This is a genomic window from Vreelandella nigrificans (genome assembly GCF_002374315.1).
GTDB classification, from domain to species: Bacteria; Pseudomonadota; Gammaproteobacteria; order Pseudomonadales; family Halomonadaceae; genus Vreelandella; species Vreelandella nigrificans.
Genome location: NZ_NWUX01000001.1, coordinates 289,561 through 303,470 on the forward strand (window position 1 = coordinate 289,561; position 13,910 = coordinate 303,470).

The window sequence follows — 13,910 nt, forward strand, 5'->3', positions numbered from 1 at the left end:
CAGGAGCTCGCGTGGTGCAGTCGGCGGTATGACCCCAGCTTGTCGATGATATTGTCAGCCACCGCTGAGTGAGCGAACCGCTGCCAGCCGGATGCGTTAATGAATGCGGCCATGACTCACGCAGCACGCATTGCTGCCCAACCGCCAAAAGCAGCCCGTTTAACCAAGCGGTTGATGAAAATAGCGGCGAATATGGCGCTAAAAGGCTTTTTGGATGCTTGCGCAGTTTTCCAGGGCATGTGCCATAACGAGCCGGAACATCTTGAGGCGGTGGAGCGATTGTTGGCTAGTATGAAAAAATAATTTAGCTATCTTGCCCAACGTTGTTGAAGCCTGGCTATGCCAGGCTTTTTGTTTACTGCTTGGCAGGTGTAATTGTTTTCCGCAGCTTTCCGGTCGTATAGTCGTTGTCTACTGCGTGGCTGAATGCAGGGTGTGTTCAGTGAGCTGCGTAACATATGGAGATGGCAATAGATGGCAATGGAAAATATAGGGCTCACCCCCAGCACGCTCGTGTTTATTGTATTGGGTTTAACCTTAGCCGCCTTTATGTGGGGGCGCTTCCGCTATGATTTAGTGGCACTCACGGCACTGCTTGGCTCCGTGATGCTTGGATTAGTGCCCTCCGAGTCTGCGTTTATGGGCTTTGGGCATCCTGCCGTTATTACAGTGGCCGCTGTGTTAGTGATTAGTCGCGGTTTTGAACGCTCAGGCGTCGTGGATATTATTGCCAATCAAGTGCTGAAAGTAGGCGAACGGCTGCTGCTGCAGCTTTTAGTACTGGTAGGTACCGTTGTGGTGCTTTCCGGGGTAATGAATAACGTAGGTGCCTTAGCGCTATTACTACCGGTGGCAATGCGCCTTGCCCGAGAGCACAACACCTCACCCTCACTGCTGTTAATGCCTCTAGCATTTGGTTCACTATTGGGAGGGTTAACTACGCTAATTGGCACGCCGCCAAATATTATTATTTCCGCTTACCGTGGCAGTGTGACGGGCGAGAGTTTTGGTATGTTTAGCTTTTCACCGGTGGGGATTGTCGTAGCGCTGGTCGGCTTGGTTTTTATTGTACTGGTAGGCTGGCGCTTAACCCCAGCGCGCAGTGGACAGGCCTCAACCGATGAGATGTTTGATACCGCGAATTACTTAGTGGAATTAAAGGTGCCCGAAGCGTCAAAAGCCAATGGGCTAACACTTCAACAATTACGCGATGAGCTGGAAGAGACCATACCGATATTGGCTGTAGTGCGCGATGACGATCGGCGGGCGGGCTATAACTTCCATAGCGTGCTTCAGGAGGGCGATATCTTACTTCTCGAAGCTGGCCCTGATGAGTTGAAATTACTCGAAGATAAGGTGGGGTTAAGTGTTGTTGCTGAACCAGAAGAGGATCCCGAGGAAGAAAACGAGGCCGCTAATCGTGACCAGTTGAATGAGCAGAGTGGGAGCGATAAAAAAGCAGCAAAGCCCGTAGATACAGAAGGCCTACAACTGATCGAAGCCGTTGTGCGTAGCGATTCGAGAATGGTCAATCGCAGTGTTCGCCAACTGAGGTTACACCATCAATTTGGGCTGCATTTAGTCGCCGTAGCGCGGGATGGTGGACGCCTAAAGCAGCGTTTAAAGGATATTCGCTTTCAAACCGGTGATGTACTGCTACTACAGGGCAGTGAGAATGAAATTTCAGAAAGTTTGTCATCCCTCGGGTGTTTACCGCTGGCCAATCGTGAGCTGCATTTAGGCCAACCCCGCAAGTTGGCAATGTCGATAGGCATTTTTGCGTTAGCCATTGTGGCCATGCTGTTCGACTTATTGCCAGCGGCGGTTGCGATGAGTACGGCGGCATTAATCTCGTTACTCATCGGCGTGCTGCCGCTGCGGGAGGGTTATCAGGCAATTGATGGCCCGGTGATTGTGCTACTAGCTGCAATGCTGCCAGTGGGAGAGGCGCTGGAAACCAGCGGTGGTGCCGCGATTATTGCCAGTGGGCTGCTTAAGTTTGGCGTTGAGTGGCCGATTATCGTTTCGCTCGCAGGACTGTTTATTCTCTCTATGTTGCTCTCCAACGTGGTGAATAATGCAGCTGCTGCGCTGTTAATGGCACCTATAGCGGCCAGTTTGGCAAGTGGCTTTGAGGTGTCGTTGGATCCCTTTTTGATGGTCGTTGCGGTAAGCGCATCCTGTGCTTTTTTAACACCTATTGGTCATCAGTCGAACACGCTGGTACTGGGTCCCGGTGGTTATCGGTTTGGCGATTACTGGAAATTGGGGCTGCCGCTGTCTTTAGTGGTTCTGGTGGTCGCGATCCCAATGATTCTGTTCATATGGCCGCTTTGATGCTGACGTTAGAAGCCTGATACGGGCGGTACTACATTCAGCGTCCTATCTATATGTGCGGTGTTTTACTCAGTGCTGTGATTTTCGCATTAGTAGCTAGCGAAAATTTTGCTACTCTAGACGCGCAAAGATTAACAAATAAAGAACAGGCCGGGCTTATGAATCAACAATTTCGTCAGGATGCTATTGTCGAGCTAGTTCGCCAGCACGGCTATATGAGTATCGAGCAGCTCACAGACCATTTCTCTGTAACACCACAGACAATTCGTCGTGACTTGAACACACTTGCCGACGATGGGCGTGTGCGGCGGGTTCATGGCGGGGTGGGTATTGAATCAAGCACCGTCAATACCGCCTACAGCACGCGTAAAACCCTTCATCTTGAAGAAAAAGAGCGTATTGCCCGCTGTTTGGCGCAGCATATACCTAACCACTCCTCCTTGTTTATTAACATTGGCACCAGTAATGAAGTCATTGCTCAAGCGCTATTGGAGCACCAAGGCTTGGAAATTATCACCAATAACCTGAATGTGGCTGCCATTCTTCAGCATAAAGAAGATTTCACGGTAATTATTGCCGGTGGGCAGGTGCGTTCCAGGGATGGCGGTATTATCGGCGAGGCAACCATCGACTTCATCAATCAGTTTAAAGTGGATTACGGCATCATTGGTATTAGCGGCATTGATGAAGATGGCTCGCTGCTGGAATTTGACTACCAGGAAGTACGTGTTGCTCAAGCTATTATCGCCAATTCCCGGCGTATCTATTTAGCGGCCGATTACTCTAAGTTTCACCGTAACCCAGTGGTGCGCCAGGGCAATATTTCTCAACTGGATGCTCTGTTCACGGACCGTAAGCCACCTGAGGCTATTCTGCGGCTGCTTACCCAGCACGATGTGGCACTGCATATTGCATAGTGCTTATCTAGCGTACTTATATTCACAGTGCTTGTTCATAGCAGCTATGCAGAGCTATTCGCTTGTGGATTACGGTGGTGTTCGCTAACGACCTTGTAGCCCGGTTGTGTAAGAAAGATTGTGATACGAGATTCGCACTTGAGCCTGAGATGCGGCTGGAGTAGCCTTGGATGATAACAAAGCGAAAGTAAAAAAATAAATTCGAAAGAACCCTACAACAAAGCGAATATGATATGACCTCTTTTATTCTCGCCATCGACCAAGGTACGACCAGCTCTCGCGCTATTCTCTTTGACCGCCAAGGGCAAATTGCCGCTGTTTCACAGCAGGAGTTTCCCCAGCATTTTCCGCAAGATGGTTGGATTGAGCATAACCCAGAAGATATTTGGGACTCTGTTTTAGCAACCTGTAAAGACGTGTTAGTGAAAGCGAATGTGAGCGCTTTGCAGGTTGATGGCGTAGGCATCACCAATCAGCGGGAAACAACGGTGGTGTGGGATCGCAAGACGGGTAAACCTCTCTACAATGCTATCGTGTGGCAAGACCGGCGTACCTCTGAACTATGCCAGTCGCTGCGTGACCAAGGCCATACGGAAGGCGTTCAGGCTAAAACAGGATTGCTCATTGACCCTTACTTTTCGGCTACCAAACTCGCTTGGATATTGGACAATGTAGAGGGTGCCCGAGAGCGTGCTGATCGCGGCGAATTAGCTTTTGGTACGGTCGATAGCTTTCTGATTTGGCGTTTAACCTGTGGTAAACGGCACGTTACGGATGCCACTAATGCGTCACGCACCGCACTATTTAATATACACACCCAGCAGTGGGATGAGTCTCTGCTGAAGCTGTTTAATGTACCAGCGAACATGCTGCCGGAGGTGAAGGACTCAAGTGACGATTTTGGTACACTGGATGCGTGTTGGCTGGGAGAGCCGTTGCCCATTGCCGGGGTTGCTGGCGATCAGCAAGCTGCACTGGTAGGGCAGGCCTGTTTTCGGCCAGGTATGGGTAAAAGCACTTATGGCACCGGGTGCTTTATGATCGTTAACACTGGTGAAACGCCTTCTCTATCGCGCAATCGTCTATTAACGACGATTGGCTACCGAATAAACGGTAAGCCCACCTATGCAATGGAGGGCAGCATTTTTGTAGCTGGTGCTACAGTGCAGTGGCTGCGTGATGGCTTGAACCTATTTGCAGATGCCTCCGAAACAGAAGCACTCGCTCGGGGAACCCGTAGTGGGCATAGCGTGTATCTGGTGCCAGCGTTTACTGGCTTGGGGGCTCCCCACTGGGACCCGAAAGCCCGAGGGGCTATCTTTGGGCTTACCCGAGATACTGGTATTGCTGAAATTGTAGCAGCGGGGCTACAAGCAGTCTGTTATCAAACCCGTGATCTTCAGCACTGTATGAATGATGATATGGATGCTTCACCGGGTAAGCTACGTGTCGATGGTGGCATGGTAAAAAACAGCTGGGTGATGCAGTTTTTGGCCGATATGCTTAATGTGCAGGTAGACAGGCCTACCATTCTTGAAACAACAGCGCTGGGGGCGGCGTATCTTGCTGGCTTACGTCTGGGCTGGTACGAGACTCTCGAAGAGATTGAGCAGCTCTGGCGGTGCGAGAGAAGCTTTACGCCGAAAATGGATGAGGTCAACCGGGAACAGCTCTACCAAGGCTGGCTAGATGCTGTATCACGGGTGCGTTCCAGTTAATTATTTAATTAATTACTGCTAACTACTTGGTTTAACGACAGGTCGTGGCTCTTTGTTGCGGCCTTTTTACATCTTTTGTCGAGTAGATGAATAATTGATTGGCTGTATAATCTCAGCAGTTTTTACTGGTGTAGAGTTATTTTCCAACTAATAAATTTAATTTTTAAATTTATTTCTCTTCTGGCAATTTCTTTTCTTTTGGCGCTTACCGATTTAACTCGCCAAAATGCACTAAAATGTAACAAAAGATAGGCGTCTGGCTAGTCTCCTGAAAGTATTTAACATCAATGACGCTTAATCTTTGTTGATGTAGTCGAGCTACAACCCCACCTGCTGCCAATGACGCATTGTTAGCTTTGCTGCAGTGAACCATAGTGGAGTCATGGATCAGGGAGGTGTGTCGTTATCCCGATATAACTACCTGGCCCCTTGCTACAACCGAGGCACTACCGTTTTACCCAGGTGCCAAAGGCGAAGGTCTTGCAACGCTTGTGACCGTTTCGCAGTTACCGAACTGAGCACTTACCCGGCTCAGCATGAGTAGCAACGTCACCATTCGTCGTTAAATAAGATGGCTGCTTGATTATTGACTAAACGAGTTTCAACAATAGCAAGCAGCGGCTGACCATACCATGAGGGATTGACCATGAACTGCACAGAATTGAGCCAACAAGCCGACCGTATCGCTAGCACATTCAGTAAGCAGGACTTAGCCAAGCTGGTTCTAGCCCTGAAAAGCAATCGTGAGTCGCTTCAACATGCGGTTGAAGTTATCGATACCATCGATAGCCGTATGGGCTACACATTAGAAGAAGCGTGGGATGAAGTATTGGCAGGCGACTCTCAACTGCTAATTGAAAACGAAGAGTAGCGTACGAACTAACTTGTTATACTTATTGCCCCCTCATTATTAATGAGGGGGCTTTTTATGGTTAATTTATAGTGTCTGTAACGTTAACTCTATTGTCGTTTAATCAATTTCTACCGGCGGCGAGCTATAGGGGCGAGAGGTATCGCGGTTCTCAGCAAAGTAGGTGTCAAAGTATGTTTCTGCATCGTCGCCAAACAGCACTCGGCATGCTTCTTTTAAGCCTTTGGAGTGCCTGAGCTGTTCATGATGAACCACCAGTGAGACCTTGGCTCTGCGACGTAGAAAGTCCTCTAGCTGTGTGATCATCTCATGATCTCTAGCATGTTCCAGTTCGCATCGAATGTACTCCGTGCCTTCGATAAGGATATCTGCTTCCGCGGGATCCTGACGAATTTTTTCTAACATGGGCATCGCTTGTTCAGCGTAGCGTCGCCACAGCCTTGAAGAGAGGGGCTCGGTAGATGTAGGTGCGGTCATCGCATCTAAATTCATTCGTCTGGCCTGGTCCATAAACTGTTGCTTAACAGGTTCAGGTGGCTCGCCATACCAGCGGTAGTCAATATCAGTTAAGTGGACGCCTAGCCGAACCACCTCGTCGGCAATTTCATCGCCCACGTTCAAACAGTCAGTCAGTTTGCCGCCAAAAATACTGATGTGGGCGCTATCAGGGTTGGTATCGATGACGTGTTTGCGAGATAGTTGAAGAAAATCGCGGTCACTGCCTTGGTCTGCCTTGATGGCCAGTGGGCGAACGCCGCAACGTGTTGAAATAATATCGTCTTGGGTAAGCGGTTTTTCTAGCGTTAGCCGCTTATTGATATTTTCCAATACGAAGGCTGTGTCCTCCGCTGTGACATCCACTTCTGGGTGCTCCATATGGGTATCTGTGGTACCGATACAGGTGCGGTTACCCATGGGGATAACAAAAAATAGCCGCCCATCGTCGGCGAAAAATGCCAATACGCGCTTGGTACTTGTTAATTGAGGGACAATTAAGTGGATGCCCTTGGAGTACATGTGTTGGTGAGTGGTTTTCTGCCCTGTTAACGCATTGTGTTGATCTACCCAGGGGCCAGCAGCATTAATAAGTACTTTTGAGCGTATGCTAAACGTGCTGCCATCCATAACATTGCGTGCTTGTGTTAGCCAATACTCCCCCTCACGCTCGGCCCCAAGTGACTCAACATAGTTAGCGGCAACGGCGCCGTAGTTAAGCGCATGGCGAACAAAGTTAAACACAAAGCGGGCGTCATTATCGTGCAGATAGGCATCGGAATACTCAAACCCACCCACTGAGCCATTAATGTCAATAATGGGCTCTTCTTGCTTGATCTTTTTAGGAGAAAGCAGACGAGGAAGCTTGGTAAAGCCATTCCCCATCAGCCAGTAAAGCCAAGTTCCCGCCCATAAGTAGCGTGGGGAGTGACGAAAACCTTTAGTAATCGTAGTGAGAAAACGTATTTCTTGAACGGTAGATGGGTAGCTTTTTATGAGATGGTTGCGGCTTTTGCACAGTTTTCTCACCAGTGCAAAATCTTTACTTTCCATATACTTAATGCCACCCCAAACTAAATTTGAGGAGTGCATGCTGGTGCTGCCTGCGAAGTCACCACGATCAATAAGGGCAACTTTAGCGCCTTTGCCAGCCAGTGCTGCAGCAGTTGCAGCGCCATTGATGCCGCCACCAATAATTAGTGCGTCAAATTCGTCAGTGTGCAATTTCTCAATATTGCGGTTACGCAGTTTCATAGCGGTTCCAATTAACAAAGAAAAAGCCCCGTGTTGGATGCGGTCTCAACAAATGCATAGGCACAATGCCCGCTTACCGCTGATGAAACCCTCCAGAAGAGGCGGGCCTTAGCCCGCCCAGCATAGGTTAGCGTGTGCCTGCTTCCATCCATGCTTCCATCATTTCATCGTAAGGAACGGTGGTTCCCTGCGGCATTTCATTGTCGAGCTTAGGTTTCGGTGAACCTTCCTGGTCAAGCCAGTATTGGGGATCGCGCTCTTCGTTTAGCACGGGAGCGTAGCTATCGAAGACGTTTGCGCGGGCGAGGCGGTTCATGGTGTTATCCATATCGGCTGCCAGCTTATCCAGGCCTTCTTGCGGGCTAACTTCGCCACTCATTACAGGGGCTAGGTTTTGCCACCATAGCGGTGCCATGCGCGGGTAGTCGGGGACGTTAGTGCCGGTAGGGGTCCAGTTGGATTCGTTAGGGCTACGGTAAAACTCTACTAAGCCACCTAGTTTGGGCGCCATTTCACTCATTTGATCAGAAAAGATATCGGATTCACGGATCGGCGTAAGACCAGCCATCAGCTTCTCTAGCGATGTCGTCTTAGCAACAGTGAACTGGGCAAACAGCCAAGCGGCTGACCGGCGATCTTCTGGAGTTGAGTCAAAGAATGTCCACGATCCCACATCCTGATAGCCGACCTTCATGCCTTCTTCCCAGTAAGGCCCGGTGGGGGAAGGGGCCATACGCCACAGCGGATTACCTTCATCGTCGGTCACAGCAACTGCAGGGTCGGTCATGTCAGCGGTGAACGCGGTATACCAGAAAATTTGCTGCGCAATGTGGCCTTGGGCAGGCACCGGGCCCGCTTCACCAAAGGTCATGCCTTGTGCTTCTTCAGGGGCATAATCACGTAGCCAGTCTACGGCCTTTTGCATGGCGAAGACGGATGCTGGAGAGTTAGTGGCACCACCACGGCTAACGCTAGCACCTACTGGTTGGCTGTCCTCATTTACGCGAATACCCCAGTCATCCACTGGATTGCCAAAGGGCACTCCGGGGCTACCCATACCAGCCATGGAAAGCCAAGAATCGTGGAAGCGCCAGCCAAGAGATGGGTCACGGCGGCCATAGTCCATATGACCATATACCCGGGTACCATCAATTTCACCGACGTGTTCAGTAAAGAATTCGGCGATATCTTCATACGCCGTCCAATTAGTTGGGACACCTAAGTCATAGCCGTAAATATCACGAAACTGCTCCTGCAGGTCTTCACGTTGGAACCAGTCGTAGCGGAACCAGTATAAGTTGGCGAATTGCTGTGCAGGTAGTTGATAAATATTGCCGTCTGGCCCTGTGGTGTATTGCAGGCCAATGAAATCGTCGAGATCCAATGTGGGAAGGGTAAGATCAGCCCACTCGTTATCCATCGCTTCAGAGAGGTTAATCGTTGTGCCGTAGCGAATATGGGTGCCGATAGAGTCAGAATCATTGATGTAACCATCGTAGATACTGTTACCGGACTGCATCTGATTCTGCATCGTATCGACTAAGTCACCTTCGCCGATAATATTGTGGGTGATGTTGATACCCGTAAGCTCGCTAAATGCAGGTGCCAGCACTTCGCTTTCATATACGTGGGTTGTGAGACCTTCAGCAACGGTCTGGATATTCATGCCACGAAATGGCTCGGCTGCTTGGGCAAACCATAGTAGCTCTTCAATCTGCTCTTCCCGGCTAAGCGTCGAGTTCTGGAAGTGTTCATCAACCAGACGCTCGGCAATAGCCCGTGCATCGTGCTCGTCGGCAAGTAGCGTGCCCGAGGCGAGCATAAGGCTAGCGGCGAGGGTAGTGAGTTTGAATGTTTTATTACGCATGTTGACCTCGTTTTATTGTGGTCTTCCCTGGTGTTGTAACCGTCCCTGATACCGTCGTAACGCTGGGGCTTGCGTGACTGCTAGCCCCAGCGCATTAACACCAGCAGCCATAAAGCTGATAGTGCTAGTGCAATCCAGATTGAAAGCGTCGTAAAACCGATAACGCCTAAGTGAATAAATGCGGCGGATAACAGGCCAATAAATAGCCGGTCACCCCGGGTAGTGCTAATTGGCAGGAAGCCTTTACGCTCAATAGTGGGCGATAAGATTTCCCATAGCGTCATACCCGCTAGCATCGCTGCAATAGATGAAAAGAAAATGGCAGTTGGGGTTGTCCATACCATCCACGTCATAGCAGCTACTCCTTAGGTGCGGCCCAGGGCAAAGCCCTTGGCAATATGATTACGAACGAAATAGACCACCAAAATACCGGGCACAATAGTAAGCACCCCAGCCGCTGCTAACGTTCCCCAGTCGATGCCCGATGCCGTTGAGGTGCGGGTCATAATCATTCCTATTGGCTGGGCGTTAGTGGCGGTTAATGTTCGTGCGAGCAGAAGCTCTACCCATGAGAACATGAACAAGAAAAACAGCGTGACGCCGATGCCTGAGCGAATCATAGGAATGAAAATTTTGATAAAGAAGTGCGGAAAGCTATAGCCGTCGATGTAGGCGGTCTCGTCAATTTCTTTAGGCACGCTGCTCATAAAGCCTTCTAAAATCCAGATAGCTAGCGGGATGTTGAACAGGCAGTGGGCGAGCGCCACTGCAATATGGGTATCAAACAAGCCGACTGAGTAATAGAGCTGGAAATAGGGCAGCAAAAACACGGCGGGCGGTGCCATTAGGTTGGTCAGCAGCCAGAAGAAAAGATGCTTGTCGCCGATAAAACGGTAGCGACTGAAGGCGTAGGCCGCGGGTAGTGCGACACAGATAGTGATGAGCATGTTCATGGAGACATACATCATTGAATTGACGTAGCCCATGTACCAACTGGGGTTGTTGAAGATGCGCAGGTAGTTGTCGAAGGTTAAGTTCTGAGGCCACAGCGTCATGGAGCCAAGAATTTCGCTATTTGTCTGGAGTGACATGTTGATCAGCCAGTAAATTGGCAGAATCATCAAGAACAGGTACAAACTTAGCAGCACTCGCGAGCGTAACCTGCTGCGAGCATTTCGCTTGCGTCGCTGTGCTGGGGTAGTGCGGCTGAAAATGGTGTTGTATTTTTCACCTTGCTGGGTGTTTTCAATACGGTACATATCATGCTCCCCCGTGCGGGTTTTTGTCTTTTTGCATGTGCATGATGGTGGTGTAGAACACCCAGCTCACTAGCAATATGACTAGGAAGTAGATGATCGAGAATGCGGCCGAAGGTCCTAAATCCTGCTGTCCGATAGCCATAGTTGCCAAAGATTGGCTTAGAAACGTGGTGGAGCTTCCTGGGCCGCCGCCGGTTAGTACAAAGGGCTCGGCGTAAATCATGAACGAGTGCATAAACCGCAATAGCACGGCGATCACCAACACATTGGTAAGCTTTGGTAACTGGATATAGCGGAATACGGCCCATTTTGAAGCGCGATCAATACGTGCTGCCTGGTAGTAGGCCTCTGGAATAGAGCGTAGGCCGCTGTAGCAGAGCATGGCCACCAGCGGCGTCCAGTGCCAAACATCCATTAAAATGATGGTTGCCCAAGCATCGCCGGCATTGCGGGTAATATTGTAATTAATGCCTAGCTCTCGAAGGCCCCAGCCCATTAGCCCAATATCGCCCCGAGTGAAAATTTGCCAAATACTACCGACCACGTTCCAGGGAATAAGTAATGGCAGGGTAATTAAGATCAGGACCGCCGACGCTTGCCAGCCGCGTTTGGGCATAATTAACGCAATACCAATACCCAGTGGTACCTGAATGGCCAATATCGTTAGCGAAAAAAGTATTTGCCGAGCAAATGCAGCGCGTAGAGCAGAGTCGTTCAAGATACTTTCAAACCACTCGGTGCCAGTAAAGAAACGTGCGTTTGGCCCTAGTACGTCCTGTACTGAGTAGTTAACCACGGTCATCAGCGGAATGATGGCGGAAAATGCGACGAGCACCAGCATGGGGAGTACCAGCAGCCATGCACGGTTATTTTGTACCTTGTTATTCATAACCGGTCTCCACCAAGTATTCGTCGATATAGAGGCTTATATGCTGGATGGGAAATTCAGCAAAGGCGTTGCTACCCAACGGAGCATGCCCTTCGGGAAGGCGCGCTTTGAATAGCTGACCTGCTAATGTGAAGCTCAGTAACGAGTAAGTCCCCAGGTCCTGCAGAGTAACGATCTGTATGGGCAGGGCATTTCGCGACGGGGTATCGGACACCACGATAAATTCAGGGCGGATACCAAGTTTGATATTGCTAGACGATGCTGAGGCCACATGCCGGGTTATCGCACTCTCAACAGGCAGTGGTTGATCACCAAACATAACGCTCCCGGCTTGGTGAGAAACCTCCATAAAGTTCATGCCGGGGCTACCAATGAAGTAGCCAACAAAGGTGTGAGCCGGTTTTTCAAATAGCTCGCGGGGAGTACCAAATTGCACCACTTGACCGTCATACATCACCGCTATTTTGTCGGCGAAGGTAGAGGCCTCAAGCTGGTCATGGGTGACGTAGATCATCGTGATATTGAAGCGCTCATGAATCTCTTTTAGCTTGCGGCGTAGTTTCCACTTGAGCTGTGGGTCTATCACCGTAAGTGGCTCGTCAAAGAGAATTGCTGAAACGTCGTCACGTACTAAACCGCGGCCCATGGATACTTTCTGTTTTTCATCGGCGGTGAGGTTTTTGGCTTTGCGTGATAGTAGGGGGGTCAATTCCAGAATATCTGCGACTTCCCGAACTTTGGTGTCTAGACGGTATTCAGGAGTGTTCATGTTGCGTAGGGGGAAAGCTAAGTTGTCGTACACCGTCATAGTGTCGTAGATGACAGGGAACTGAAACACCTGTGCGATATTGCGCTCTTCAGGGGGGAGTTCGTTAACCCGTTGGCCATCAAATAAGACATCACCCTCTGAAGGTTCAAGCAGTCCCGAAATAATATTTAGTAGCGTTGACTTACCGCAGCCTGATGGGCCAAGCAACGCATATGCCCCCCCTTGGTGCCATACATGATCCATCTGGCGAATGGCGTAGTCGCCGTGGCTGGCTGGGGTTTTACTATAGCTATGGGCAAGCCCTTTTAGGGTAATTTCAGCCATGGGCAGCACCTCCTTGACTGGCAGGCACATGCACAGTGCTACCCTGCTTATCGAAGGCATAAAGCTGATGGCTGGGAAAATAGATCTTAATCGGATCGTTAACGCTAAATGTGTGAATTCCCGCTAAGTGAAGGACAAGCGGAAAACTTTCATGCCGAACATGCAAGAAGGTTTCAGAGCCACTTATTTCCGCAACATCGACGTTAACTGGCAGCTCAATATCACTAGCTGATTTAGGCGAAAGGCTAATATGTGATGCACGGACGCCAAAATCATACGCTCCTGCTGCCAAGCTCTGTAAACCACTATCACAAGGGAAGCTTAAAGACGAATCGAAGGAGATAGCTGCTGCATTCAGTGTTCCTGGCACAATATTGATGGGAGGCTCTGAGAACATTTCTGCGCTGTGGCGACTCTTAGGGATACGATAAACCTGGTCGGTGGGGCCGTATTGCAGAAGCCTTCCTTCGTGTAGCACAGCTGTATTACCGCCGAGTGCCAGCGCTTCGTTCGGCTCTGTGGTGGCGTAAACGGCAATGCAATTACGTGCTTTGAATAGCTCGCGAAGCTCGTCACGCAGCTCCTCACGCAGCTTGTAGTCTAGGTTGACTAATGGCTCATCGAACAGGATGAGGTCGGCGTCCTTGACTAGGGCGCGGCCCATAGCAGTACGCTGCTGTTGCCCACCCGATAATTCTTGCGGGTAACGGTCGAGTAAATGCTCAATGTGAAGCATCTCAGCAATTTGGCCTACACGCTGTTCAATCTCCTTTTTCGGTGCTTTCGCAAGCTTGAGAGGTGAGGCGATATTGTCTCGCACGGTGAGGCTTGGGTAGTTGATGAACTGCTGATACACCATAGAGACGTTTCGCTTGCGTACGGAAACACCGGTGACATCTTTGCCATCCATAAAAATTTTGCCCTGTGAAGGCTGTTCCAAGCCTGCCATTAAGCGCATTAGCGTGGTTTTACCCGCTAATGTGCGCCCCAATAGCACGTTGAAGGAACCCGGCTCAAGCGAAAGGTCAATCCCACTTATATGGGGTACCCCGCCAACGACGTGGTCGATATTTTGCAGGTGTAAGGACATGCCGATCTCGCTAGCGTCATTGTTATTGGATAAAAGCTGCTGATGAATACGCGCGTATAAACGGTTATTGTCAATCGCAGCGAAGGTTGGAGAGCCAAGTAGTGGCGTCTACCATGGTGC

Annotated in this window: 12 protein-coding genes; 5 read left to right on the top strand and 7 right to left on the bottom strand. The window is 50.0% G+C overall.

The features are described 5' to 3' along the window. The first annotated feature begins 111 nt into the window (after positions 1-111). The 5 genes from CPA45_RS01395 (at position 112) to CPA45_RS01415 (ending at position 5,843) form a co-directional block, all read left to right on the top strand. Positions 112-303: a Clp protease/crotonase-like domain-containing protein gene (locus CPA45_RS01395; RefSeq protein WP_244287509.1), complete on the top strand. Its 192-nt coding sequence runs from the start codon at positions 112-114 to the stop codon at positions 301-303. Positions 304-474: 171 nt separating this feature from the next. Further along, positions 475-2,337, top strand: a complete 1,863-nt coding sequence (locus tag CPA45_RS01400) for an SLC13 family permease (protein ID WP_096649633.1) — start codon at positions 475-477, stop codon at positions 2,335-2,337. 158 nt (positions 2,338-2,495) lie between these two features. Further along, positions 2,496-3,254 (top strand): DeoR/GlpR family transcriptional regulator, encoded by a 759-nt coding sequence (locus CPA45_RS01405; protein ID WP_078090264.1) that lies wholly within the window; start codon positions 2,496-2,498, stop codon positions 3,252-3,254. Positions 3,255-3,487: 233 nt separating this feature from the next. Next, positions 3,488-4,972, top strand: coding sequence for a glycerol kinase GlpK (glpK, locus tag CPA45_RS01410; RefSeq protein ID WP_096649635.1), 1,485 nt, complete (start codon positions 3,488-3,490; stop codon positions 4,970-4,972). Positions 4,973-5,618: 646 nt separating this feature from the next. Continuing rightward, positions 5,619-5,843, top strand: a complete 225-nt coding sequence (locus CPA45_RS01415; RefSeq protein WP_096649637.1) for a hypothetical protein — start codon at positions 5,619-5,621, stop codon at positions 5,841-5,843. Positions 5,844-5,942: 99 nt separating this feature from the next. On the opposite strand, the gene CPA45_RS01420 is transcribed toward CPA45_RS01415, so the two are convergent. From CPA45_RS01420 to CPA45_RS01450, 7 genes are all read right to left on the bottom strand, one after another. Further along, complete coding sequence (locus CPA45_RS01420) at positions 5,943-7,592, bottom strand: glycerol-3-phosphate dehydrogenase/oxidase (protein WP_096649639.1); 1,650 nt, start codon at positions 7,590-7,592, stop codon at positions 5,943-5,945. A 127-nt stretch (positions 7,593-7,719) separates the two neighbouring features. After that, positions 7,720-9,459, bottom strand: a complete 1,740-nt coding sequence (locus CPA45_RS01425; RefSeq protein ID WP_096649641.1) for an ABC transporter substrate-binding protein — start codon at positions 9,457-9,459, stop codon at positions 7,720-7,722. A gap of 80 nt (positions 9,460-9,539) precedes the next feature. Beyond that, positions 9,540-9,812, bottom strand: coding sequence for a DUF2160 domain-containing protein (locus CPA45_RS01430; RefSeq protein WP_096649643.1), 273 nt, complete (start codon positions 9,810-9,812; stop codon positions 9,540-9,542). A gap of 12 nt (positions 9,813-9,824) precedes the next feature. Beyond that, positions 9,825-10,718: a carbohydrate ABC transporter permease gene (locus tag CPA45_RS01435; RefSeq protein WP_096649645.1), complete on the bottom strand. Its 894-nt coding sequence runs from the start codon at positions 10,716-10,718 to the stop codon at positions 9,825-9,827. 1 nt (position 10,719) lies between these two features. Further along, positions 10,720-11,607 carry a carbohydrate ABC transporter permease gene (locus CPA45_RS01440; RefSeq protein WP_096649647.1) on the bottom strand — a complete coding sequence of 296 codons (888 nt, stop codon included), beginning with the start codon at positions 11,605-11,607 and terminating at the stop codon, positions 10,720-10,722. Continuing rightward, positions 11,600-12,700 carry an ABC transporter ATP-binding protein gene (locus CPA45_RS01445; RefSeq protein WP_096649649.1) on the bottom strand — a complete coding sequence of 367 codons (1,101 nt, stop codon included), beginning with the start codon at positions 12,698-12,700 and terminating at the stop codon, positions 11,600-11,602. Before CPA45_RS01445 ends, CPA45_RS01440 begins: the two co-directional genes overlap by 8 nt. Further along, positions 12,693-13,790, bottom strand: a complete 1,098-nt coding sequence (locus tag CPA45_RS01450; protein WP_096649651.1) for an ABC transporter ATP-binding protein — start codon at positions 13,788-13,790, stop codon at positions 12,693-12,695. Before CPA45_RS01450 ends, CPA45_RS01445 begins: the two co-directional genes overlap by 8 nt. Positions 13,791-13,910 lie beyond the last annotated feature (120 nt).